This window comes from Acidovorax sp. CF316, from assembly GCF_000276605.1.
In the GTDB taxonomy this organism is placed as follows: Bacteria; Pseudomonadota; Gammaproteobacteria; order Burkholderiales; family Burkholderiaceae_C; genus Acidovorax.
In genome coordinates this window covers 1-22,901 of record NZ_AKJX01000263.1, presented here as the reverse complement: position 1 = coordinate 22,901, position 22,901 = coordinate 1, and the positions used below count along the sequence as shown (strand labels likewise).

22 protein-coding genes, 1 tRNA gene and 2 pseudogenes are annotated in these 22,901 nt (G+C 66.0%); 19 read left to right on the top strand and 6 right to left on the bottom strand.

Annotated features, from left to right (window positions below; all coding sequences use genetic code 11):
* Positions 1-101: 101 nt before the first annotated feature.
* From PMI14_RS29570 to PMI14_RS29545, 8 genes and pseudogenes are all read left to right on the top strand, one after another.
* Positions 102-653 (top strand): DUF4124 domain-containing protein, encoded by a 552-nt coding sequence (locus tag PMI14_RS29570; RefSeq protein WP_007860630.1) that lies wholly within the window; start codon positions 102-104, stop codon positions 651-653.
* Between the two features lie 171 nt (positions 654-824).
* Entirely contained in the window at positions 825-2,702 is a 1,878-nt protein-coding gene (locus PMI14_RS29565; RefSeq protein ID WP_007860628.1) for a M14 family metallocarboxypeptidase, read from the top strand.
* Between the two features lie 255 nt (positions 2,703-2,957).
* Positions 2,958-3,275, top strand: coding sequence for an energy transducer TonB (locus tag PMI14_RS33840; RefSeq protein ID WP_157405916.1), 318 nt, complete (start codon positions 2,958-2,960; stop codon positions 3,273-3,275).
* A 301-nt stretch (positions 3,276-3,576) separates the two neighbouring features.
* Entirely contained in the window at positions 3,577-4,611 is a 1,035-nt protein-coding gene (locus PMI14_RS35865) for a diguanylate cyclase (RefSeq protein ID WP_007860626.1), read from the top strand.
* A 136-nt stretch (positions 4,612-4,747) separates the two neighbouring features.
* Positions 4,748-4,837 (top strand): annotated as a pseudogene (locus tag PMI14_RS35685) (hypothetical protein); the annotation flags it as partial.
* A 13-nt stretch (positions 4,838-4,850) separates the two neighbouring features.
* Entirely contained in the window at positions 4,851-5,006 is a 156-nt protein-coding gene (locus tag PMI14_RS35680) for a diguanylate cyclase (RefSeq protein WP_007860625.1), read from the top strand.
* 21 nt (positions 5,007-5,027) lie between these two features.
* Positions 5,028-5,447 carry a GFA family protein gene (locus PMI14_RS29550; protein ID WP_007860623.1) on the top strand — a complete coding sequence of 140 codons (420 nt, stop codon included), beginning with the start codon at positions 5,028-5,030 and terminating at the stop codon, positions 5,445-5,447.
* Positions 5,448-5,689: 242 nt separating this feature from the next.
* Positions 5,690-6,064 (top strand): hypothetical protein, encoded by a 375-nt coding sequence (locus PMI14_RS29545; protein ID WP_007860622.1) that lies wholly within the window; start codon positions 5,690-5,692, stop codon positions 6,062-6,064.
* Positions 6,065-6,324: 260 nt separating this feature from the next.
* Here the strand turns inward: PMI14_RS29545 and PMI14_RS29540 are convergent, their stop codons facing one another.
* Both PMI14_RS29540 and PMI14_RS29535 read right to left on the bottom strand, forming a co-directional pair.
* Positions 6,325-6,846: a hypothetical protein gene (locus PMI14_RS29540; protein WP_007860620.1), complete on the bottom strand. Its 522-nt coding sequence runs from the start codon at positions 6,844-6,846 to the stop codon at positions 6,325-6,327.
* Positions 6,847-6,919: 73 nt separating this feature from the next.
* On the bottom strand, positions 6,920-7,192 hold the full coding sequence (locus PMI14_RS29535; RefSeq protein WP_007860615.1) for a DUF2798 domain-containing protein: 273 nt from the start codon (positions 7,190-7,192) through the stop codon (positions 6,920-6,922).
* 130 nt (positions 7,193-7,322) lie between these two features.
* Between PMI14_RS29535 and PMI14_RS29530 the strand changes: the two genes are divergently transcribed.
* From PMI14_RS29530 to PMI14_RS29520, 3 genes are all read left to right on the top strand, one after another.
* Positions 7,323-8,282: a LysR family transcriptional regulator gene (locus tag PMI14_RS29530; protein WP_007860613.1), complete on the top strand. Its 960-nt coding sequence runs from the start codon at positions 7,323-7,325 to the stop codon at positions 8,280-8,282.
* 212 nt (positions 8,283-8,494) lie between these two features.
* Positions 8,495-9,136: a hypothetical protein gene (locus PMI14_RS35440; RefSeq protein WP_007860611.1), complete on the top strand. Its 642-nt coding sequence runs from the start codon at positions 8,495-8,497 to the stop codon at positions 9,134-9,136.
* 115 nt (positions 9,137-9,251) lie between these two features.
* Positions 9,252-9,974, top strand: a complete 723-nt coding sequence (locus PMI14_RS29520) for a glutathione binding-like protein (RefSeq protein ID WP_007860609.1) — start codon at positions 9,252-9,254, stop codon at positions 9,972-9,974.
* Between the two features lie 553 nt (positions 9,975-10,527).
* Here the strand turns inward: PMI14_RS29520 and PMI14_RS29515 are convergent.
* Entirely contained in the window at positions 10,528-14,640 is a 4,113-nt protein-coding gene (locus tag PMI14_RS29515; RefSeq protein ID WP_007860607.1) for an S-layer family protein, read from the bottom strand.
* 160 nt (positions 14,641-14,800) lie between these two features.
* Between PMI14_RS29515 and PMI14_RS29510 the strand changes: the two genes are divergently transcribed.
* The 7 genes from PMI14_RS29510 (at position 14,801) to PMI14_RS29495 (ending at position 19,325) form a co-directional block, all read left to right on the top strand.
* Positions 14,801-15,283 (top strand): dihydrofolate reductase family protein, encoded by a 483-nt coding sequence (locus PMI14_RS29510; RefSeq protein WP_007860605.1) that lies wholly within the window; start codon positions 14,801-14,803, stop codon positions 15,281-15,283.
* A gap of 573 nt (positions 15,284-15,856) precedes the next feature.
* Positions 15,857-16,297, top strand: coding sequence for a hypothetical protein (locus PMI14_RS29505; RefSeq protein ID WP_007860603.1), 441 nt, complete (start codon positions 15,857-15,859; stop codon positions 16,295-16,297).
* Between the two features lie 270 nt (positions 16,298-16,567).
* Positions 16,568-16,975 (top strand): hypothetical protein, encoded by a 408-nt coding sequence (locus PMI14_RS35165; RefSeq protein ID WP_146187954.1) that lies wholly within the window; start codon positions 16,568-16,570, stop codon positions 16,973-16,975.
* A gap of 63 nt (positions 16,976-17,038) precedes the next feature.
* On the top strand, positions 17,039-17,350 hold the full coding sequence (locus tag PMI14_RS35160) for a hypothetical protein (RefSeq protein WP_146187955.1): 312 nt from the start codon (positions 17,039-17,041) through the stop codon (positions 17,348-17,350).
* Positions 17,351-17,522: 172 nt separating this feature from the next.
* Positions 17,523-18,005, top strand: coding sequence for a GreA/GreB family elongation factor (locus PMI14_RS29500; RefSeq protein ID WP_007860597.1), 483 nt, complete (start codon positions 17,523-17,525; stop codon positions 18,003-18,005).
* A 496-nt stretch (positions 18,006-18,501) separates the two neighbouring features.
* A complete protein-coding gene (locus PMI14_RS35155) occupies positions 18,502-18,741 on the top strand; it encodes a hypothetical protein (RefSeq protein WP_146187956.1) in 240 nt (79 codons plus the stop codon).
* Between the two features lie 260 nt (positions 18,742-19,001).
* Complete coding sequence (locus PMI14_RS29495; protein ID WP_146187957.1) at positions 19,002-19,325, top strand: hypothetical protein; 324 nt, start codon at positions 19,002-19,004, stop codon at positions 19,323-19,325.
* A gap of 132 nt (positions 19,326-19,457) precedes the next feature.
* Here the strand turns inward: PMI14_RS29495 and ybaL are convergent.
* Positions 19,458-21,201 (bottom strand): annotated as a pseudogene (gene ybaL, locus PMI14_RS29490) (YbaL family putative K(+) efflux transporter).
* 164 nt (positions 21,202-21,365) lie between these two features.
* On the opposite strand from ybaL, the gene PMI14_RS29485 reads away from it, so the two are divergent.
* Positions 21,366-21,962 carry a hypothetical protein gene (locus PMI14_RS29485; RefSeq protein WP_007860590.1) on the top strand — a complete coding sequence of 199 codons (597 nt, stop codon included), beginning with the start codon at positions 21,366-21,368 and terminating at the stop codon, positions 21,960-21,962.
* 129 nt (positions 21,963-22,091) lie between these two features.
* Here PMI14_RS29485 and PMI14_RS29480 read toward each other — a convergent pair.
* Together PMI14_RS29480 and PMI14_RS33835 are read right to left on the bottom strand one after the other, a co-directional pair.
* Positions 22,092-22,168: transfer RNA gene (locus PMI14_RS29480), tRNA-Arg, on the bottom strand.
* A gap of 156 nt (positions 22,169-22,324) precedes the next feature.
* The coding region (locus tag PMI14_RS33835; protein WP_007860588.1) for a 4'-phosphopantetheinyl transferase superfamily protein at positions 22,325-22,901 on the bottom strand (577 nt) is incomplete at its 5' end.

Here is a 22,901-nt window from a genome sequence, read left to right as displayed (position 1 = left end):
CTCAGGGCGCCTTGCACTGCACCGCGCTGCAGGCTTTCGCGGGGGTGAAATGAATGATGACATGCCCTATATTCCTTCCGGAAAATTCGAGGAAAAGACAGATGCGTTGGAGAACCCTCGCCCTTGCCTGCCTGGGCCTTGCCGCCCTGTCCGCTGGCGCGCAGGTACACCGCTGCAAGCAGCCCGATGGCAAGATGGTCTACAGCGACCAGCCATGCACCCGCAGCCAGACCGGCGGGGTGATACTGCCCGACCCCACCGTGCGGGAAGTCGCCTGGGAGCAGGCGCGCAACCGGGCCCAGGGCGCCGGCACGGCCAACTCCGCCCCGTGCCGCACGGCCAAGGAAGAGCTGGCCCAATTGGTTGGGCTGCGCACCCTGGCGCCCGAAGAAAAGCGTATCCGAGTGCAGGCCCAGGAGACACGGGTGGCGGCCGCCTGCGGCACCGAGCCGGCGGCTGGCGCCCCCCCGACGCCCGTGGCCGGCAAGGCACCTGCCGCGACGGCGTCCGCGCCCGTGGTCCTCATCTACTGCGATGCCGGCCTCTGCCACGACAACAAGGGCGGCGTGCACATGAAGAGCGGGCCGGACTTTGTCGATCCGGCCAGCGGAAAGCGCTGCGCCCGCGTGGGCGCCCAGACGCTGTGCACCTGATCTGCGCCTGATCAGCGCCTGAAGTCCCTGCGCCACCAGGGGCATCGCGCTGCCACAGGCCGCGCCAGCGCAGGCTTTGCAACACGGCGTGCCGGCTGACACAAGTCGTAACCAGCCCCCCAGTAAGATGCCGGACCAAGCCCCGGATTGCGTGCGGGCGACGAGACCAACATGACCATGCCCAGAGCCCATACCTCCACACCGCCCCAGCAACCCGACGCCCGCACCAGCCGCTGGCCGGTCCGTACGGCGGCCGCCGCCCTGGTGGCCGTGCTGCTGGCGGCCTGCAGCAGCACGCCGCTGCCACCCTGGAACTCGCCAGGCGCCCCCGCGCCGCGCCCCAATGCCCCGGCCCCGGTGCCGCGCGCACAGCCGGGCAAGGTGGTGCCGGCACCGCTGGGCGCGACCCAGCAGGCACCCGCAGCCCAGCCTGCCGCCACGGGCGTCATCGCCGCCCCGCTGCCGCCCACAGCACCTGTGGTGGCCCGCAACGAGCCCCTGGCCACCCCGCCCTATGGGCCGGCCGTGATGGCCCGCTTCCCCGAGCCCCAGGTGCGCTACAGCACGCCGGGCCTGGCGCCCGACCGCCGCGCCTTCACCACCAATGCCGAGGTGGAGCAGTGGCTGCAGTCCGTGGCCCAGGGCGCCGCGGGCAGCCCCTCGCGCGCCAGCGTGCTGCGCCTGGGCACCTCGCAGCGCGGCGAGCCGCTGCTGGGCCTGCTGCTCACGCGCGCCCAGGGGGACGACCCGGCCAGCGTGGACGCCGGCAAGCGCCCTACGGTGGTGCTCATCGGCCAGCAGCACGGCAATGAGCCGGCCGGCGCCGAGGCGCTGCTGGTCATCGCCCGCGAGCTGGGCCAGGGCCTGCTGGAGCCGCTGCTCGAACGCATCAACGTGATCGTCGTGCCGCGCGCCAACCCCGATGGCGCGCAGGCCGACACGCGTGCCACAGCCAACGGCATCGACATGAACCGTGACCACCTGCTGCTCAAGACGCCCGAGGCCCAGGCCATCGCGCGCCTGGTGCGCGACTACCGCCCGATCCTGGTGGTGGACGCGCACGAGTACACCGTGGCCGGCCGCTACAAGGAAAAGTTCAACGCCGTGCAGCGCTACGACGCGCTGCTGCAGTACACCACCACGGCCAACTACCCCGAGTTCCTGACCAAGGCCTCGCAGGAGTGGTACCACCAGCCCATGGTGGCTGCGCTCAAGGCGCAGGGCCTGTCCAGCGAGTGGTACTACACCAATGCCACGGGCGCGGACGACCGCACCCTGTCGATGGGCGGCACGCAGCCCGACACCGGCCGCAACGTGCACGGCCTGAAGAACACCGTGAGCCTGCTCATCGAGACGCGCGGCGTGGGCATCGGCGCGCTGCACATGCAGCGCCGCGTGCACACCCAGGTCACGGCCATCACCAGTGCGCTGCGCTCCACGGCCGAGCGCGCCGCCAACCTGGAGCAGGTGCGCAGCTTTGTGGTGCGCGACATCTCGGCCAAGGCCTGCCGCGACAACGTGGTCATCGAAGCCGGGCCCACGCCCACGCAACGCGAGGTGGTCTTCATCGACCCCGAGACCGGCGTGGACCGCCCCGTGCGCGTGGACTGGAATTCCTCGCTGAGCCTGCGCACCCTGAAGTCGCGCGCCCGCCCCTGCGGCTACTGGGTGGCCAGCCAGGCCGCGCCCGTGGTGGAGCGCCTGAAGCTGCTGGGCCTGCAGGTGCTGCGCATCGGCGAAGGCGGTTCGCTGCTGGCCGACACCTACCGCGAGACGGCACGCGAAACCTCGGAGCGCCGCGACGTGCTGGGCACCATCAGCGACAGCGCCGACATCCTGCGCGTGCAGGTGGCCCCGGTGCGCGCCGCCATCGACGTGCCCGCCGGCAGCTACTACGTGCCCCTGAACCAGCCCCTGGCCCACCTGGCCGTGGCCGCGCTGGAGCCCGACACGCAGAACAGCTACTTTGCCAACCGCCTGGTGGAAGACCTGTCGCAAACGGTGCGCGTGATGTCCACGCCGTCGCTGGTGTTCGAAGAGACGGATTGACCAGGGCCTTCGGCGCACAAGCGAGGAACCGGGGCCCCGCCCCACGAGGGCACCGGCTTTGCCCTGGCGGCGCTGGACGCCACCACCGGCCGCAACCTGCGGCCCCACGCAACCCAGAACGGGATGGCCATGACTCTGCGGATGCCGAAGTTTCCAAGGGCGGCCAGGCTCTGGCCGCTTCTGGCCCTGGTGTCGTACGGTGTGGTGCAACCCGCACTGGCACCTCTGCGCAGGGAACCCGCCAGGTATGCGGCCATGAAGAAGCCGGACTACCCCCTCGAGGCCCTGCGCGCCGGCATGCAGGGCACGGCCGTGCTCAGCGTGCACATCAGTGCCGCAGGCGCAGCCAGTCGCGTGACCGTCTACAGGAGTTCGGGGCACCCGTTGCTGGATGCGGCAGCCCTGCAATCGGTCCAGCAGTTCCAGTTCACCCCCGCCAGGATGGACGGGGTGGCACGGGCCTCCTGGGCCCGGATTCCCATCCGCTTTGCCATCGACAGCCCCATGGCACTGCCATGCCCGTCGACCTGGCTACCGTGGTGCCAGGCAGGGGGCACAACCCACCCCCGATAGCCCTGAGCAGCCCGGCGAAGGGCCGGCAATCCGGCAGCGCTGCCCGGCACATGGGACAGGCCATCCCAGCGCGAAACACCTTCTTGCTCGGCACGGGCCTGAGGGCCCTGCAGTGGCCGCGATTTGTTACAAAACGTCCCGGATTGCAAGGGGATTGACCCGGGGCATGCCACCCACGGGGTGCGCCCATACTGTGCGGGAGCAGCGGGGCTGGGGGCGACGACAGCCCATCGGCCCCGCGCAGTCACAGCGTGGCCATGGGAGCGAAAGCCGATGACCACGCTGCCCCTGGAGCGCCGTCATGCCCAGCGAAATAGTCCATACCATCGGCTGCACCATCTACTTTGTCTTTGCCCTCCTGTTCCTGTGGATGGGCAGGGTCCCCAGAACCCGGGCCGGGCCGGGTTGGTGGGCGGCTGCGATGTCGTTTGCACTGGCTGCGCGCCTGGCCTACTCCGTGCTGCTGAGCGGCACCGACCTGGCCGTGGCCGTGTTCGTCTATGCCGCGCTGGTGGTGGTGGAGAAGGCGCTGCTGGCCATCGGGCTGGTCGAGTTCCTGGGCCTCAAGGTGCGCCACCGCTGGTTCTGGGGGGCCTTGCTGGTCGCCGAATGCTGGGTGCTGCTGGCCTGGCTGTCGGATATGCATCCGGTGGCCCGCAGCTTCGGCCTGGCGGTGTTCAACGCCGGTTTTCTCAGCTTTGTGGCCTGGACGGCCTTGCGGCAGCGCAAGGAGGTGCCCCACCACCTGATGCTGGTGACGGCGTTGGTGAGCGCGGCCCTGGTGGTGCACTGGATGTCGGCGTTCGTGATCTTCCAGGCCCTGCCGGGCTGGCACGTGCAGGGCTTTCTGCTGGGCACGGTGCTGGTGCTGGCGCAGTACCTGTCGCTGCTGGCGGCGGTGCTGATGGATTTTCAGCGCCGCCTGGTGCAGGCGGAGGCCAGCGCGCTGGACATGGCCTTCCAGGACCCGCTGACCGGCCTGAACAACCAGCGCTACATGAACACCCTGTTCGAGAAGGCCCTGGTGCTGGCCAACCGGCCCCACCAGTCGGCCGCGGTGATCTTCATCGACCTGGACAACTTCAAGCCCATCAACGACCTCGCAGGCCACCATGTCGGCGACGAGGTGCTGCGCACCGTGGCCGGCCGGCTCGGGAGCCTGTTTACGGTCATTTCAGGGTCGCGTTGGGACGCAATCGGGATGAGTGGACGCTTCGGATGCGCCGCATGGGCTCATGCCCATGCAAGCAGCCGGGGCGTCCAATCGCCCGATTTCGCTCCAACCCTTCGGGCAAATGCCTTGCCGGGCGGTCTGCGGCGTTGCGGCGCTTGTTGATAGCCAAGCTATCAACTGCGCACCGCGCCTTGCATCCCATCCCGGCAAGGCACTTGCGCGGCCCTGAAATGACCGTAAACAGGCTCCAGGCACCCGCAGCACCGATATCTGCGCGCGCGTCGGCGGCGATGAGTTCGTGGTGATCTGCACCCAGCTGGAACGCGCCGAGCAGGCCGGCGACATCGCCAGCAAGCTGCTCACGGAACTGATCCGGCCCATCACCGTGGAGGAGCGCAATTTTGCCCTGGGCGCCAGCATCGGGATTCAGCCTGTACCCGGCGCACGGCGACACGCTGGGCAAGCTCCTGGAGTACGCGGACAGCGCCATGTACCAGATCAAGCGCTCGGGCAAGAACGGCTACCAGATCCACGCGGCGGGCGCTGCGGGGGCATAGCGGACCGTGCAGAATCGCGCCATGGCCGACGAAGACTCCACCGCCGCACCGCTGTACCAGGGCAGTTGCCTGTGCGGTGCCATCCGCTACGAAGCCCGCGCCGAGATCAAGGCGCCATCGCACTGCCACTGCGGCATGTGCCAAAAGGCGCACGGCGCAGCCTTCGGGTCCTATGGGAATGTGCCGGTGGGCAGCTTTGCCTTCACGCGCGGCGCCGACCTGGTGAAGCGCCGCGACTCATCCCCCGGCGTCACGCGCAGCTTCTGCCCAGAGTGCGGCTCGCCGCTCACCTGGCACAGCGCGCATGGCGAGGCGGCGGCATGGATGTCGTTCTCGCTGGGCACGCTGGACACGCCGTTCGTGCCGAAGAAGGCGCTGCGCAGCATCCATGGGGATGCGGTGCCTGCATGGCATGGGGGCGGCGCAGCCCGAGAGTGCTAGATGCCCTTTGGGCGGCCCGCAGCGGCGCCGTTGGCTCCCAGCAACGCTCCGCCTGTCGCCCCGGGTTGATGGTCCCCCGCGTCCCATGGCACCATCCCGCCACCGCAGACCCTGGCTGATTCGGCAGCTACGCAATGCGGTATCCAAAATCAAATCCAACAAGGGGAAACCAATGAAGACGCGAGGCGCCATGGCCGGTTGCGGCCAGCATTGCAGCGGGGCCGTACAGCCAGGAGTGCACCATGCCTGATACCTACAACGGCATAGGCACCTCCTACCTGGGCAAGTGCAAGTTCGAGCAGGACGACTCGTTCGTCACCACCAAGTGGTTCCAGATCGTGGCGCCCATCTTTCCGCTGGGCAGTGTGCGGCTGCGCGACCTGGGCAGCGAGGGCGTGCCCTTCCTCAAGCGCACCACCAACTACGAATTCATCGAGGAGGTGCCGCTCGATGTGATGCAGGTACTGCGCACCTATGCGTACACCGTCTTCATCGTCGCCTGGTTCGGCCACTGGGCCATGGGCAACCAACCGCCGCTGGTGCGCTTGATCATGATCACGCTGGGCATTCTGCTGCCGTTCACGCTGCGGTTCTTTGCCCGGCGCATGTCGCAGTAAAACCGGTTCGCTGTCTCGCCGTGCCGCGCGGACATTCAGCGCCGGGGGCGCCGGCGCGCTGCCACTGGCGCGGATGGCTTTGCCGCCGCATCCATCGCATCAGGCTGGTCGCCAGCCGGCCCGCGGTAGCGTACGTGCCAGCCCATGTGCAGCGGAAAGGTACCCAGGTCCACGGGCGCTGGCGCAATGGCGCCTTCAAGGCCCTGGAGGCGCCGCTGCCGCTGATCGTCTGAGCCGCAAGCAGCAGCGCAGCGGGGGCATCAGGGCGCCATGACGATCTCTTGCTTTTGGCCGCCGCGGACCGAGAAAGCTTTCATTAGCGTCCCGCCCTGCATGCTGTCTCCGACCCGCCACTGGATTCTCGTGAGCGTGTAGAAATCGCCATCTGCAACATCTGCAAACGTGAAAAATCCCTGTGCGTTACACGTGGTCGAGCGAACTGCTTTCACGAATTGCGGGTCCACATTGGTGATGACGGTGGCACCTCCCATAACCGACCGATAGCCCTGCTGGTCAGAACCAAAAAGCAGGCGCGCCCACTCCTTGGCATATGGCGTGGCAGGTACCAACTCTACGGGCGTACCGGCGCAGGTCACCACGCCACCGCCGGACTGCCGGATCAAGGCGCTGCCGGTCACCTGATTGTTGCCGGGAGCAAGCAAAGGCGCGACCAGGGCAGGGTCGTAAACGTTAGAGATCTGCACCTGCTGCACGGTCACGCAGCCAGTCAACGCCGAGGCAGCAACGGCCGCGACGGCAGCAGCCCAACAAACTCGCTTCATGTTCTTGCTTTCCTTCTGTTTCTATCAAATCATGGGAATGACCTACGATTTGTAGCACATTGCAGCCACCGGTTCATGCCTGCAGTGTGGCCATGGTGAGCCGCAGCACTAACGGCCGCACGAAGAGCACGCAGACAAAGGCTACCGGCATGGCCAACGCATAGGCGCTGAGCACCCGCCCGAGGTAGCCACCCGCCAGGCCGGTGCCGGCACCAACGATCACCGCGCACATCAGAAAGGCCATGATGCCCGCCATGTAGAAGGCGAACACCACGGGCATGAAGCGCTGGGGGAGTTTCCAGAATGGTGGGCGTTCAGAGATGGCCTGGGGTGCGGGCTGAGACATGGTTGTAACTGGGAATTGCATTGAATGGGCACCACTGTAGAAGCCGGCGCCCTTGCGCGGTAGTGCATGGCAGGCTCGTTCAGTGCTAACCTTAACTTACGAATCATCCCAGCAATTCATAAGCAAGACCATGTCCAACCTGCGCGGTATCGAAACCTTTGTCCGGGTCGTCGAGGGCGGCAGCATTGCGGCGGCGGCGCGCCAGCTCGGCATCACGGCGGCAGCAGCCAGCCAGAACCTGGCCCGGCTGGAGAAGGAACTGGGCACCCGGCTACTGACACGCACCACGCGCTCGCAAGCGCTCACCGCGGCGGGCGAAGCCTACTTTGCCCAGGTCAGCCCCCTGCTCGACGGGCTGGCGCAGGCGCGGACCGAGCTGTCGGCGCTGCAGGGCGCTGTACAGGGGCGGCTCAAGGTCGCATGCTCGGTGGCCTTTGGCCGGCATGTGGTGGCACCGCTGGTGCCAGCCTTCATGGCCCGCTACCCGCAGGTAAGGCTGGAGATGCTGATGGCCGACCGCAACGTGGACCACCTCAAGGAAGACGTGGACGCGAGCATCCGCTTTCGCCATGTGCTCGAACCGGGACTGGTCGCGCGCCGCATCGCCACCGCGCCCATGGTGTTCTGCGCAGCGCCGACCTACCTGCGCCAGCACGGCCGCCCCAAGCAGCCGGAAGACCTGGCCCACCACCCCTGCCTGTCTTTCCGCATGCCGTTCGACGGGCGGCTCATGCAGTGGCCGTTTCTGCGCGGCGGCGAGCGCTTTGCGCCTGCCATCCAGACCGCCGCGGTGTGCAATGACATCGACACGCTGGCTGCGCTGGCGGTGGCCGGCGCTGGCGTGACGCGGCTGGGCAGCTTTGTCGCCAACCCCTTGATCGCAGCCGGCCAGCTGGAGCCACTGTTCCTGCCCACCAGCGCCCGCGCGCGGGCCCTGGCCGACCCGGAACCGCTGGAGTTCTTTGCCTGCTTTCGCGACCGACAGCATCTGCCGGCGCCTGTACGGGTGTTCGTGGATTTCATTGCCGAGGCCTTGCGGGATCACCCGCTGCTGCGCGCGCCGGTGTGGCCCCGTGCTGGCGTGCGATGAGGTCACTCTCTCCTGGCGCAAGTGGCCAACGACCCGGAGTATTCCGGCACGCAACCCTGCCAGGACTGCGCCGGGATTCTGCTACCCTTTGCACTCAGGCTCCTTCCCTAGTGGCCCATGCAGCACCCGACAATCCGCATCCGGCGTGCCAGGCATGCCGGGCCTTGCATGCCGGGCCAGACGCACAGACCTCGCTTCGCCCCCAACCCGCCATGAAAACGACGACCGCCGCCCTTGTACTCGCCTGCCTGGCACTGGCCTCCTGCAGATCCGCCCCCACCACGTCCTTTGGGTCCTACACGTTTCCGGAAAACGGCGTGACCGCCACCGAGGAAATCGGCGAACCCATGCTCACCCAAGCCACCGGGATGAGTCGGCCAGCCATCGTCATCCCCACGGACCAGAAGGTGGGCGACTTCGTGGTGCACGCGGGCAAGTACACGGCCACCAGCCAGACCCGGGAGTACATCCGTTTCAGCCGCGTGAACTTCCACAACGCGACGACGCAGCACCCCCACAACGGCAACCTGCACGTGTACACCAGGCACAATGGCACGCGCACGGTCTGCCTGTCGCGCAGCGTCTGCGGCGACATCGACTATTCCATCGACAGGACCACCCAGTTCAGCGCCAACCATTTCCAGCAGACGCTCATCTACAGCGGCAAGATCGGCAACCGCATCACCATCGGCTACCGCGAGTCCAGCGGCAGCATGGCACGCCCGGCCTTCAGCAACGACGTGAGCTACGACCTGTCCGAATCGCGGATCGTGGGCTACAAGGGCGCGCGCCTGGAAGTCATCGACGCGACCAACACCGAAATCACCTACAAGGTGCTCAACGGATTCAAGTAGGCCGCCGCCACGCCGGGCATGGCGGCCCGGGGCGGGGTCTTGCCATGGCCCCCTGCACGCTTGGCGCAAGGCTGCTACGCTGCCGCTTCCATCCATAACCGATGAAGCGCTCTCCATGATCGACCTGCACTACTGGCCCACGCCCAACGGCTGGAAAATCTCCATCATGCTCGAGGAATGCGGCCTGCCCTACCGCACCCTGCCGGTGAACATCGGCCAGGGCGAGCAGTTCAAGCCCGACTTTCTGGCCATCAGCCCCAACAACCGCATGCCGGCCATCGTGGACCACGAGCCGCCGGGCGGCGGCGCGCCGGTGTCGGTGTTCGAGAGCGGCGCCATCCTGATGTACCTGGCCGAGAAGACCGGAAAATTCTGGTCCACCGACCTGCGCCAGCGCTATGCGCAGATGCAGTGGCTGATGTGGCAGATGGGCGGCCTGGGCCCCATGTCGGGCCAGAACGGCCACTTCAAGAACTACGCGCCCGAAAAGGTGCCCTACGCCATCGACCGCTATGGCAAGGAAGTGAACCGCCTGTATGGCGTGCTCGACGGCCAGCTCGCGCGCACGGGCGCGTACGTGGCAGGCGACGACTACTCGATCGCCGACATGGCCAGCCTGCCCTGGATCCGCTCGCACGTGGCCTACGAGATCCCGCTGGAGAACAACTTTCCGCACCTCAAGCGCTGGCACGACACCCTCATGGAGCGCCCTGCCGTGCAGCGCGGCCTGGACCTGCTCAAGGACCTGCGCAAGCCGATGACGGACGAGCAGAAGAAGGTGCTGTTCAACCAGACCGCCGAGAGCATTCGCGACAGCGCCAAGCAGGCGGTGCAGTAATTCGACCCGTTGGCAGGTCGGTAGTGCACTCGCGTAGGAGCGCCTTGTGACGTGGATTGGGGGCTTCGCAAGAAGCTTCTGGATCGCTTAAAGTCAACCACCATGCAAACAGCAACATCCTCCTTCGCGGAAGCCGTTTTTTCCGGCCTGATGCTGTTCTTGGTGTTCTGTCCCTCGCCCGCAAGGCTGTTGCTGCTGTGGGTCGTCTGAGGGGGGTTGCAGCACGCTGGGCACGCTGTCCTAGTCCAGGTTACGAAAGCGCGCATAGGGAGGCTTCTGGTCGGTATGCCAGGACCAGACCGATCCGCCCACCTCCTGGAGTCCCCCACATGCCATGGCGCCGCATTGCCATAGTGGCGCTGCGCCTGCACCCGCAACGACGGCACACCAAGCTCCAACGCGAGCCGGCTGGCCGCCGTGGGCGGGGGCTCGGACCCGCAGGCGAACCACAGGCCCTGGCGAACCTTCAACCCAGCACACCAGCCCGCCACGAGAGGCCTGCGCCAACGACGCGATCAGAGCAAGTGGCAGGCATGCAGCAGCGTGGCCAACTTCACAAGAACACGCTAAAACTGGCGAACTGCGAAATATTGACCAAGCTGCCGCTCATCGTGCCGACCAGGGTCACGCTCCAGATCTGCCCGACACCCGGTAGTACGTCTTGCACGTAGTAGATGTCCCCGTTGGCGTTACTGCCGGCACTGGACGGCGAGAAGGAGAAAACGACGACCTTGCCGTCGTTGGCCACGGCCACCTCGCCGACCACGTTGTTGTCGGTCGCGAGCAGGATGTTGTTTGTGCTCAGGCTTGTAGTCCCGTAGCGAATGCCGATGTTCTCCCCGGTGGTCAGGTCCAGTCCCACGACCGGGTCGTTGGTGGCGTCAACCGCCGCGCGCTTGATAAGGCTTGTGCCGAGAAACCGCGAGAAATCGAACTTGCCGGTGCTGAGCACGCCGTTCAGGGTGTCGGCGCCATTTGCGGAAGCCGTTGCCTCGAAGACATAGGTGGCGGCGCTGCCAGCGGTGGTGATGGTGTCGTTGCCGCTGCCGCCACGCAATACGTCGGCACCGCCATTACCCACCAGGGTATCGGCGTCTGATGTGCCCGTGAGCGTGTTGGCGCCGGTGTTGCCACTCAGCGTAACTGGGCCCTGCGTGCGGGTGCTGGCGTTGATGTTTTCGCTGGTCGAGCCGGTGCTGGTCCCCGCAGCGCCGGTGGAGATCCAGAACGAGTTGATGCCGCTGAAATTGTTGCCGACCACCAGGGTCTCGGCCGTGGAGGATGCAAACACCACACTGTCGCTGCCGCCGCCGCTGACCAGCGAGTCATTGGCGGCATCCGCCGCGGTGCCGAAGAAGAAGCTGTCGTTGCCGCTGCCGCCGACGAGGGTGTCCGCGCCCGAGCCGCCGTGAAAGCTGTTCGTGCCCACGGCCACGCCCTTGAGCGTCATGCCCTGGGTCACGCCCCTCAGGTCGAAGCTGCCAGACGAGGTGTTCTTCGCGTCGCCCGACAGATCAATGGTGGTCACGCCGCCCAGGTTGAAGTTGCTGTTGACAACGATGCTGTGCGCATAGCCTGTCGCGAACTGGCTTCGCGCCGTGAGCTGCTCCACGCTCGTCATGCGAGTCAGGTCAGACGAGGTTGTCAGTGTGATGCCGCCGTCGATCTCGGCGGTGTCGATGTCGTTGCCACCATTGACCAGGTCGAGCAGCGCGTTTGCCGACAGAAACTGCGCCATCGAACCGTACACGAAGGTGTCGTTCCCGGCATCGCCATTGAGGGTGTCGGCCCCGCCGCCGCCGGTGATGAAGTCCGCGCCGCCACCGGCGTTGACGGTGTCACTGCCGCTGCCCAGGGTGATGGTGTTGGCCCCGGCACCGCCCGTCACCGCGAGGCTGTCCGTGGCGCTGCTGGCCGAGAGATTGCCGTCCGCCAACGTGATAGTTGCCGCGACGCCGCCGCCCAGCGTCAGCGACTGCCCGGCGGTGAGGGCCTGTGCATTGATCGACTGCGCGGCACCCAGTGTGACCGAATTGTTCCCTGCGGCCAGGGTGAAGTTTTCCACTGCTGCGTTCAGAACCTGGCCACCGTTGAGCGCCGAGGTAAGGATGATCCTGTCGTTATTCCCTGTGGCGGTGATAGTGCCGAAGGCAGTGTATTGGTTTGCACGCATGGAGACGTCGCCGCTGACCGCCAGGTTCTCGACCGAGCTGGTCGTAGCGCCCGCGATGTTGGCGCCATTGGTCGCCTCCAGCACGTCTGCACCGTGGCCCAACTGGTAGTTGCCGGTGACCGTGGTGCCACCCACGCTCACCGTCGTAGCGTTGCCCGCCACGCCGTTGACGCTGGTGGACGCCAGTACGAAGACATTGTTCGAGGCGCCCCCCGACACGGTGTAGGTTTCCACCCCTGCGCGCGCCGTGACTATGCCGCCCGTGGTGATGGAGATGAAGTCCGCGCCTCCAGTCGCCGAAATGTTGGTCAGCCCCAAGCTCTGGGCTTGCGTCATGATGATGCCGCCGGTCAGCGTGAGGTTTTCCGCCGTGGTGGCAGCGCCGCCGTTGACACCGGAGATGTTTGCGTTCGTTGTGGCGACGATCACGTCAGCGCTGGCCCCCAGCGCCCAGGTGCCGGTGACGGTGTTGCCACCGACGTCAACGGTGGTGGCGTTGCCCGCTGCACCGATGATATTGGGTGCCCCCCCAGGCACCGTCAGCGTGTTGGAGCCGCCCCCGGAAAGCTTGTAGGTTTCGATGCCGGCGTTTGCGGTGACCGCGCCGCCCGTGGTGATGGTTGCCTCGTCCGAACCACCGGTGGCACTGAAGGTGGCAAACGCCCCGTGCTGCGCCTGTGACATGCTGATCGCACCGTTGATGGTGAGGTTCTGGGCCGTGGTGGCGCCGCCGCTGTTCACGCCCGAAAGGTTCACGCCGTTGCCCGCGCTGATCTCGCCGGAGAAGCCGTTGAGGACGTAGTTGCCGGTGACCGCCAGGCCGGGGGCGATGACCAGTGTCGCATCACCCGAACCGCCAGTCACGTTGGTGGTCCCAAGCGTGATGAGGATGGTGTTCGGGGCGCTGGAGTTTGCCACCCTGTAGGTTTCCACATCAGCGCGGGCGGTGATGGTGCCGGTGCCGCTGATGGTCACGCTGTCCGAAGAACCAGGCGCTGCGATGCTGGCCAGCGCCTCGTGCTGAGCCTGCGTCATGAAGATGTTGCCGGTCAGCGCAAGCTTGTCCGCCGTGGTGGCAGCACCGCCGTTGACGCCGGTGATGTTGGCGCCGTCAGTGGCGACCAGCGTGTCGTCACTGGTGTGGCCCAGTGCCCAGGTGCCGGTGGGCGTGGCGCCAGCAATGTCCAGCGTGGTCCCGGCACTGGATGGGCTGCTCACGCCCTGCCCTGCGGCGCCCAGCACCACGCTGTTGGCAAAATCGCCCAGCACGAACGATTCGACGCTGGCAGCCAGAGTACCGCTAGCCTGGGTGGTCAGGGTCACGACCTGCGTGCCCGTGGTGCCGTTGGCCAGCGCGGCCTGCGCCGCCGTCATGGTGTAGTTGCCGGCGGCCAGAACGATGCTGTCGATGCCGGCCTCCGAGATGGCTGAAATGTCGGCGGGCGCCGCGGTGGCGATCACGCTGTCCGCGCCGTGGGCCTTGAGCGTGGCGGCGGTCCCGCCGCCCAGGGCGGTCAGCGTGTCGCGCACGGTGGTGGTGCCCGCATCGGTCAGCGTGCCCACCGCCCCGCCGGTGCCGATGCGCCCGATGGCGGCCTGCGCGGCCGTGAGGGTGTAGTTCTGCCCGCTGGTGAGCGCAAAGCCGCCGACCCCGGTGCCGGTGAAGGCAGTGAGGTCTTCCCCGGCCGCATTGGCCACCACCAGGGCGGTGCCCGCGCCGGAAAACGCCTTGCCATTGGCCAGCGCACTGCTGAGGGCCACGGTCGTACCCCCGGGCACGGTGATGCCGGCCAGCGGGCCTGCCAGCGTCGCGGTGCCTGCGTTGCCACCGCTGCTGGTGAAGGTGAAGGTGCCAGCCGCCTCGGTCACGTCGATCTGCGTGCCCGCGCTGGTGAAGGCGGCAATGTTGCCCGCGCTCTTGGTCACCGCGAACACCGGTGGCGGCCCGCCACCACCGCCTGCAGCCGGCACCGACGGCTGATCGAGCACCAGCTTGGCCGCGGCCACCGAGGCCGGGTCCTGTGTCACGTTTTCCAGCACCTTGGCCAGGGCCGCGAAGTCGGTTTCCGTGCGGCCCGCGATCTGGGTGTGATAGTAGGCCACCTCGGCCTTGTTCTCGAGCAGCGCGCGCGCTGCGGCGTACTGCGCCGGAACGGTGGGCGATGCGAGGGCCTGCACGGCGGCGAGCATGATCTGCTGCGGCGGCGTACCCGTGTTGAAGAGGTCCGCCGCCAGGCGGTGCAGCCCTGTATCGGCCGCCAGGCCCATGCCGGCTAGGAACTGGGTGGCAAAGGCGTCGCCCGCCATGCCGGCGGGGTAGCGCGCCTGGAACTGCGGCAGCCCCGCCAACGCCGAGGCCAGATCGGGCAGGCTGCGGCCCAGGTCTTCGTAGACTTTTTCGACCAGCGGCATGTAGGCATGGCCGGGCGAAATGCCCAGCATGCTGATGACGAGTTTGATGAGCAGCTTCTGCTCTTGCGTACTGACCGCCATGGGGCTTCTCCTGCAGGCTTATGGTTTTTTATGGGCCGCGGAGATGCGGAACAGTGCTCTGATCATAGTGGCGCCATGCCCCCTGGATGCCCCCAGAAGAGGTAACAGTGGCAGGCTTTACACCCGATCATCGTGGTTTGGCCCTGCCGTGGCTTCAAAAATGGAAAACCCATTTCTGGAATGGCGCAATGCACTGCGAATGGATCCCATTCATACCCTTTCCCTGCGATGCGCCCTCTCCGGTACTTCATCTTTCCGGCCCACGTCATCGGCGGAACCAAGGCTTGGCTGGACGAACCCGTTTGCCCAGAGCATCGACGCGGCAAAGAAGTACGTGGTGTCGAGCACCCTGGCACAGGCCGACTGGAACGCGCAATTGCTGCGCGGGGACGACCTGGGCAGCGCCGTTCAGCAGCTCAAGCAGCAGCCTGGCAAGGGGCTATTCACGGGGAGCGTAAAGCTCCCGAGGGCATTGGCGGAGCTGGGCTTGATCGACGAGTACGGGTTCGTTGTGCACCCCCGGGTGGCGGGCCATGGGCCGACCCTGTTCGCGGGGCTGTCGAAGCATGTCGACCTGGAGCTGGCGGACTGGGTGGAGTCTGGATCGGGGGCGGTGGCGATGCGGTATGTGCCGAGGAGGTAGTGGGCAGACTTGAAGAGGCAGTGGACCGTTGACAGGTCAACGCCGCGCAGACGGCCCCTGCGCTTTCAAAGCCAGTCCCAGGTGGTTGACTGCCGTGCTGCCAGGCAAGCGCACGCAGGTTCATCCATCACCGCACGCATGCGGAGCCAACCCCGTGCGGACACCCTTGCCCCCCTTCTTGCGACGAGGGCCAAAGACCAGGGCTGCTCTTCACCTGTCAATGGGCCAAACGGGTGGGTTGCACAAACGGTATAGCTGACAGTTCTTCGGTGTATCTTCAAAAGACAATTCAAGAAGAATGGATGCGGGCCACGGAACGCAACGGACACCCCCACAACACAGAAAAACGGTTCCGTCATCGGGAGGGAGAAAACAAACCACAAGCAGTTGACAACGAACGCTTGCCGCATTCGCTGCTGCTCGCGCGCACCCGTCACCGGGCCGCGCACGGCAAGGCGCCAGGCACCACCTTCTTTTCCTTGTTTTCGTACCTTTACTTCACCACCGTTCGGGCTCCCGCGTCTGCATCTCCTCCATCGCTGCATGGCGGATAGCCCGAACGAGCCACATCGCATGAAAATCCAACGCGCTCTCTCCCTCTCCATCCTGCTTCCCCTGGCACTCGTCACGGGGTGCGCAACCAATACCCCGGTCCCCGCCAGCAAGCCTGTAGCCCAGGTGCCCACGCTGACGGTGAAGCTCGACTGCGGCAGCTGCCAGGTCAACCCCAAGGTGCCCTCGATGCTGGTGGACGGCTACAACGCGGCCGCATCGCAAGCCGGTGCCGTGGTGGTTGCGGACAAGCAGGCCACGGTGACCATCAAGTCCTATGTGGCACGCAACGACGCAGCCCGCTTCCTGGCAGGCGCGCTGGCCGGCAAGGACGAGATCCAGGCCGAAGTCGCCTACCAGGACAAGAAGTTTGCGGTGGAGGACTACTACCGCAACGCCTGGTTGGGCATCGAGCCCCTGGCCAAGAAAATCGGCGAGATGACGTTCGAGAAGCTGAAGTAACGCCTGCTGCTGTTCGATGAAGGCCGCGCCAAGGGTGCGCTACAGCGCTGGTCGTTCATGCACCGCGTCCATTGGGACCGGCATGCGACCAGCGCACTGCACGCGCTTCACTGCATGGGCATCTTAAAGGCCAGGCCAGAATGAATGCGCGTCGCAGCCCGGTTCGAACAAGCCTCTTTCCCCGCCAACCGCTGCATTGAAAGAAGGCGGAACGGAACACCCATCCCAACCAAGCGCTCGTTTTACCTCGGTATCTTTGCAAAGAAGCTCATGAAACGACTCATCTCTGCTGTGGTTCTGTGCCTGCCTCCGCTCGCTTGGGCAGGCGAGCTTTCCCTATCGTGCATTGGTGAAGAGTCGGCCAACTGCCCGGTGGTGGTAGATGTGACGCTGCGGCAGGAAAGGCTCACGGCAGAATTTCAGGTGGCCACTGCAGCAGGCGGCACGTCCACCACCACCTTGAATTTTTGCGGCTACCCGGGAAGCGCCGCAAACGTCTACTACGGTGAATGGGTAGCCCACCAAAAATGCGTGGTGGGTGGGAAATTTCGCGTGCTCAACGGTGAGCTGACCAAACAACAGTTGGCAGACGGCGTGATGAGATTTGAAATCCACACCGGGATGGCCTACTGCGACAACTCGATAGGGTCCGCGCGATGCTCTCTGGTGACCAGGTGAGGGGTTCGGTATATTCCTGCTTTCTCATGGTCCACGGGCGCGCATGCCATCGAAAGGATTTTCATGGATGCTTTTGACCATGCAGAAAGAAGACAAGCAGCGGCTACAGCCCTTGGGGCCTTGATTGGACTTGTGCCTGCCGCCAGTGTGTCTGGAAACATTTTTGTGGCGATTCTCGCGGCTCTCGGCACAGGGTCACTTGCCGGTGGTGCCGTGATGATATGGTGGCTGTTGACGGCGGAGGGAAGCGCCTATCTGCTTGCAGAGTCTCGCTTCTCAGGGCGCTCCACCTCGCGTGTCTACATCTGGCTTGGAAATACGCTGCCAGGCGGGATTTTTTTGGCGATTGCGGTTTTCTTGTACGCCAAACTCTAGGTGATCTGAGCGTCGGGCTTGCGGCACAACAAAGGCCGGGATGTCTGCGCCGACAAGCCCTGCCCGCCCGCGCAGTTCGGTCGCTGCTGAGCAGCCCCTTCGCGTCGAAGGCTGGTGAAGCCCGTCACAATCAAGGCCCGCCCCCGCTTGTTCGAGACACCGACCTTTCACCATGGATAAATTCTTGCTGCAACAGCAGGTGCTGCAACGACTCGCCGAAGACCTGCTGCAAGCCGAACAGGCCGTGCAGGCGGCCCATGAGACGGCGACCCACGAAGAAAACATCGCCGAAAACAAATACGACACCTTGGGACTCGAAGCCGCCTACCTGGCCACCGGCCAGGCCCGGCGCGCGCAAGCCATCCGCCAGGCGATGGCCCATTGGCGCCAATGGCGCCCGCGCCCCTACGAGGCCAGCCAAGGCATACAGCTCGGCGCGCTGGTCTGCCTGGTCGATGCAGGCGACAGGCAGCAGCTGCTCTTTCTCGGCCCGGATGGGGGCAGCATGCAGTTGGTCAGCGGTGCCCAGGCCGTTCAGGTCATCAGCACCGAAGCCCCCTTGGGCAGGGCCATGCTGGGCAAATGCGAGGGTGATGAGGTGTCGATACAGGGCGCCCCCATCCGACAGCAGTTCGAGGTGCTGTGGGTTCAGTAAAGCCACCGGGCGGGTCCGAAGCCGGGCGCCGAAGGTGCCTGTCCATGTCCATGTGCATGTGCAAGTTCACAGGGTCTCGTTCTTCCAGGTGGCCGATCCAAGGCGGTTGCCACCGTACGGCGGCAGTGCCCGCGAAAAGAAAAAGTGTCCGGGCCGCCGGTGAGGCGCGGATGTGTGAGGCCTGCGTGAAGGAGGAGCTGGCGAGCGCGTGGGGACGGGGCCCTCCATCATTCCGTGTTGGGTTCGCATCCGGCATCTCCTTGGGCAAATTCAGCAGCTTTTTGCAGTTGCACTCTGCGTGCGGCATTCCTTGCGTCAATGCACCAAACGGGTGTGGGGTACATCCGTATGGGTTGGGCATTTTTCGCTTATCGTCGATGCAAGCAAACCACCGATGCATGGATGGGGTGCACCGTAAATTGAGCGTGGTGCGCTGCATTGCACACGGATACACCAGCCGCGCCGGCACACCCACAACCCGCCTCCATCGCAACCCATGATTCCGCGCGAACTTGATCCCGACCAAACCCAGGTTCGGCCTTTCTTCAGAGGGCTGGCGGCGCTGTTGCTGCTGGCGATGGCGGGAATGCTGGTTTACGGGTCGGTACCGCTGATCCTGGAACCGGGTCCCGCAAGGATCCAGTGTCCAGTACAGCCTCGCAAGCTGGCTTGCGAGCTGGGCGCCAGCATGGTCAACGCACCGCTATCGGGGTGGCGGGCCTTGCCGCAACTGTAGGCATCGGTTGGGTGATCTGGGCGTTCACCTTGCGGAAGAAGACCCAAGGCTGACCGCCTGCGTGGCGAGGCTGGCGCGTGGCTTTTGAGTTCTGTCGGCCACTCTTGGCCACTGGGAGCTGCTTTACCATTGACCCGGTGGTAGCCGGCACCCAACGCAAGCGTGACCCACAAGCTCCGAAGCATTCATCTCGGCCCCGCCCTTTTGAATTGACACAGTGCAATGCACCCTCAGACCCGATGCCGCAAACTGCCAGGACCGTGAAGAACCGATATTGCGTGCTGCTGGGCGGTTGCCTGGGGGTTGCCTGGCTGATCGGTGTGTTCGGGATTTTTTCCGTTGTCCGGGACCCCGTTTTTGGGGACTGGAATGGCGGCGATGCGGGCACGCTCGTTGTCGTGGCGAATGTGCTCGCCTATCTTTTAACATGCCCGCTGATCGCCATGGCGATCCCGTCGATGTGCAGTGGTCGCTTCAGAAACCTCAAGGCTTTGTGCCTGCTGGCACTGAGCAGCCTCGTCCCTGTGGCGGTAGCGACAGCACTCCTGCTCGGGTTCGGCAACCTTGCGGGTCTTGCGAGGTGAGCGGCAGTGCGGATAACTGCACACGCGCTGCGAAGCTTGCGCGACCATGGCTGTGCATGGCGACCACTTCGATGGGCTGTGAGGCCGCAGCATGTACGGCACTAAGTCGGGCGATAGGAAGACGGCGCCCGCTCAGCCGCTCTCGTGCAGGCGCGCGGGCGCGGTCGCCGTCCCGTGCCGCGCCATGTCGTTCGCCCGCTCCAGCACATGCCGCACCATGGCCTGGGCCAGGGCCTCTTCGGCCAAAAAGACGGTGCTGCCGTTCTCCTCTTCGAGCAGGCGGGCCTCCTGCTCGTTGTGGCTGCGGATCACGGTTTCGATGGCGGGGTTGAGCAGCCGGGCGGTGGCGATCATCTGGCGCACCTTGAGGGTGTCGGGCGTGGCGATGACCAGCATGGCGGCGCGGGCGATGTGGGCCTGGATCAGCACGGCGGGCTCCACCGCATCGCCGAACACGGCGGCGATGCCCTTGGCGCGCAGGGCCTCGACCAGCTCACGGTTCTGCTCGGCCACCACGAAGGGGATGTCGTTGGCAGCCAGCGCCGCGGCCAGGCGGCGGCCCACCTTGCCGTAGCCCACCAGCACCACCTGGTGGGCGAGGAACTTGGCGTGCGTGGTCATGGGCAGCTCGGCCAGCGGGTCGTCGCGCTCTTCCAGCCGGCGGGCCAGGGCCGAGCGGGTGCGCAGCCAGCCCTGCAGTGGCGCGATGGCGTGGAACAGCATGGGGTTGAGCGCCATGGAGATCAGCGCGCCGGCCAGCACCAGGCTCGTGCCCTCGGCCGGCAGCAGTCCCAGCGAGGCGCCCAGGCCCACCAGGATGAAGGAGAATTCTCCTATCTGCGCCAGGCTGGCCGAGACGGTGAGCGCGGTGTTGAGCGGGTAGCGGAACGACAGCACCAGGGCGGCGGCGGCCAGCGTCTTGCCGACCATGATGATGGCCACCACGGCCAGCACCTGCAGCGGCCGGTCCCACAGCACGGCGGGGTTGAACAGCATGCCCACCGAGACGAAGAACAGCACGGCAAAGGCATCGCGCAGGGGCAGCGACTCCTGCGCGGCGCGGTGGCTGAACTCGGACTCGCGCATCACCATGCCGGCGAAGAAGGCGCCGAGCGCGAACGACACGCCGAACAGCGCGGCCGAGCCAAAGGCGATGCCCACGGCCGCGGCCACCACGCACAGCGTGAACAGCTCGCGCGAGCCGGTGCGCGCCACCTGCCACAGCACCCAGGGGAACACGCGGCGCCCCACCACCAGCATCAGCACCACGAAGCCGCCCACCTGCAGGAGCGTGAGCCCCAGGGTCTTGAGCAGGCCAGAGGCATCGGCGTTGGCATCGGCACCGGCGCCACCCAGCACACCGGCCAGCGGCGGCAGCAGCACGAGCACCAGCCCATGACCAGGTCCTCGACCCCAGCCAGCCGACCGCGATGCGGCCGGTGTAGGTCTCCAGGATGCCCAGGGTTTCGAGCGCACGCAACAGCACCACCGTGCTGGCCACCGACAGCGCCAGGCCGAACACCAGTGCCCCGCCCAGACCCCAGCCCCACCAGTAGGCCAAGCCCATGCCCATGAGCGTGGCCACCATGATCTGCACGATGGCCCCGGGCACGGCGATCTTGCGCACCGCCAGCAGGTCACCGAGCGAGAAGTGCAGGCCCACGCCGAACATCAAGAGCATGACGCCGATCTCGGCCAACTGGCTGGCCATGGCGGCATCGGCCACGAAGCCCGGCGTGAACGGCCCGATCACCACACCCGCCAGCAGGTAGCCCACCAGCGCCGGCAGCCGCAGCCGCGTGGCGACGAACCCCAGCGCCAGCGCCAGCCCCAGGGCGGCGGCGATGGTGTTGATGAGGTTGACGCTGTGGGGCATGGTGGCAAAAAAAGCGAAAAAGGGGCAGGAAGGGCGCGCGAGGAACCCTATCAGAAAACACGCAGGCGGATTGCGTGTGTTTGTTCACGAAAGCTGTCGAATATCTTATAACCGGAAGCGGCCAGCACGCAAAAATCAAGGGCAATACTTGGCCTTTGCACCCCATGACCTACCTGCCTCCGTCCCCCCAGCCTGTAACGCCAACGCGCGCCGCCCTGCCCCGCCAAACCACCGCGCCCACCGCCGGTTCGCGCGGGTTCTTCGCACTGTCCGGCCTGGTGCTGGCGCTGGCGCTGGCGTCCCCCGCGCCGTCGTGGGCCCAGCAGGCGGCGGCAACCGCACCGGCCTCCAAGGCCGCCCCCAAGCTCAGCAAGAGCTACTTCGAACGGGTGGACGAGTTGCAGGACCGGGTGAACGAGGGCAAGCTCGCCGAGGTCGGGGGCACTATCGTGCCCACCACCGAGCGCAAGACCTTCGAGGTGGAAAAGCTCAACGACGACCAGACCTGGTGGCAGTACGAGGACGACACTACTTTCATCCACATGGAGAACAGCACCGGCCAGACCATCGCGGGCGTGGTGCTGGCATTCTGGATCGACAGCTGCAAAGAGAAGAAGCAGCCGCCCAACATCGTGCATGTGCGGCTGAAAAAGCCCCTGCGCAAGAACGCCCAGGCGGTGGTCGTGATACCGCCGAGCAAGCTGCTGCACACCAAGAACGAGGTGAGCTGCCTGAGTGTGCGGGGGGCGTGGGGCCAGTAACAACAAAGCCACCGGCCAGTATCGTGCGCGGGCACTGCGGTTGAATGGGCCTTCGCCTGCCTGGCCCGGCCCTTTGGGTAGACTGGACCCACTGTCGGCGGAAAAGATACCTGCCACAGAGGAGAATGTTGGCCTGCCTGGAGGGACTCGAACCCCCGACCTATAGCTTAGAAGGCTATTGCTCTATCCAGTTGAGCTACAGGCAGATTGCATCCGGGAGCGGCCTTGCGCCACGGAGCATGGGGCAAGCGCGGAACCTGCTCCCAACCCGCAATCATACCCGCTCAGGAGCGGTGCAATCCGCCTCCCAGGCCCTGTCAGCGAACCCTGGAGTGCTCCGGGGAGACGGGCTAGCAATCTCCTCATTCCGGCAGCGCCACCAGAATCCAGTCCTGCTCGCTGTGCCACCTCAGGTCCGCATCGGCCAAGAGTTCGCGCGGCGTCAGCCCCGCGCCCCCCAGCACGCAAGCGGACAACAGCACATCCGCGCCCTGTGGCGTGGCTCCACGCCACGACCGGGCACTGGCAAGCGCCTGGGAAACATCCGATGTTCCAGCAGGCCGGCACTCGGTACGCCTTATCACCGAGAAATCCACCCCCGTCCCCGTGCACTTGAAATACGCCTCCTTCAGGCTCCAGATCTGCAGGAAGTGGCGCTGGCGTGCGGGGCCCTCGTCCAGGGCCTGCAGCTGTGCCACCTCGCCCGGTGTGCAGGCCATGGCGGCCAGCGCGAGCACGTCGCGCCGGCCGGGGCGCTTCGCGATGTCCTTGACCTCCAGGTCGATGCCCACCGGGTGCGGGGCCGCCGCGCAGGCAAGCCAGGCGCCGCTGTGGGACAGGGACAGGTGGGTGGCAGCCACGGCGTCGGCGCCATGGTGCTGGGCGTTGAGGTGCGGTGCCCGGCCCTCGGGGGCGTCCAGCCGCCAGTCGCTGGCGGCC

Coding starts and splice junctions, on each gene's coding strand:
- PMI14_RS29570 (WP_007860630.1), top strand. CDS start 102: ATGCGTTGGAGAACCCTCGCCCTTGCCTGCCTGGGCCTTGCCGCCCTG.
- PMI14_RS29565 (WP_007860628.1), top strand. CDS start 825: ATGACCATGCCCAGAGCCCATACCTCCACACCGCCCCAGCAACCCGAC.
- PMI14_RS33840 (WP_157405916.1), top strand. CDS start 2,958: ATGAAGAAGCCGGACTACCCCCTCGAGGCCCTGCGCGCCGGCATGCAG.
- PMI14_RS35865 (WP_007860626.1), top strand. CDS start 3,577: ATGCCCAGCGAAATAGTCCATACCATCGGCTGCACCATCTACTTTGTC.
- PMI14_RS29550 (WP_007860623.1), top strand. CDS start 5,028: ATGGCCGACGAAGACTCCACCGCCGCACCGCTGTACCAGGGCAGTTGC.
- PMI14_RS29545 (WP_007860622.1), top strand. CDS start 5,690: ATGCCTGATACCTACAACGGCATAGGCACCTCCTACCTGGGCAAGTGC.
- PMI14_RS29540 (WP_007860620.1), bottom strand. CDS start 6,846: ATGAAGCGAGTTTGTTGGGCTGCTGCCGTCGCGGCCGTTGCTGCCTCG.
- PMI14_RS29535 (WP_007860615.1), bottom strand. CDS start 7,192: ATGTCTCAGCCCGCACCCCAGGCCATCTCTGAACGCCCACCATTCTGG.
- PMI14_RS29530 (WP_007860613.1), top strand. CDS start 7,323: ATGTCCAACCTGCGCGGTATCGAAACCTTTGTCCGGGTCGTCGAGGGC.
- PMI14_RS35440 (WP_007860611.1), top strand. CDS start 8,495: ATGAAAACGACGACCGCCGCCCTTGTACTCGCCTGCCTGGCACTGGCC.
- PMI14_RS29520 (WP_007860609.1), top strand. CDS start 9,252: ATGATCGACCTGCACTACTGGCCCACGCCCAACGGCTGGAAAATCTCC.
- PMI14_RS29515 (WP_007860607.1), bottom strand. CDS start 14,640: ATGGCGGTCAGTACGCAAGAGCAGAAGCTGCTCATCAAACTCGTCATC.
- PMI14_RS29510 (WP_007860605.1), top strand. CDS start 14,801: ATGGAAAACCCATTTCTGGAATGGCGCAATGCACTGCGAATGGATCCC.
- PMI14_RS29505 (WP_007860603.1), top strand. CDS start 15,857: ATGAAAATCCAACGCGCTCTCTCCCTCTCCATCCTGCTTCCCCTGGCA.
- PMI14_RS35165 (WP_146187954.1), top strand. CDS start 16,568: ATGAAACGACTCATCTCTGCTGTGGTTCTGTGCCTGCCTCCGCTCGCT.
- PMI14_RS35160 (WP_146187955.1), top strand. CDS start 17,039: ATGGATGCTTTTGACCATGCAGAAAGAAGACAAGCAGCGGCTACAGCC.
- PMI14_RS29500 (WP_007860597.1), top strand. CDS start 17,523: ATGGATAAATTCTTGCTGCAACAGCAGGTGCTGCAACGACTCGCCGAA.
- PMI14_RS35155 (WP_146187956.1), top strand. CDS start 18,502: ATGATTCCGCGCGAACTTGATCCCGACCAAACCCAGGTTCGGCCTTTC.
- PMI14_RS29485 (WP_007860590.1), top strand. CDS start 21,366: ATGACCTACCTGCCTCCGTCCCCCCAGCCTGTAACGCCAACGCGCGCC.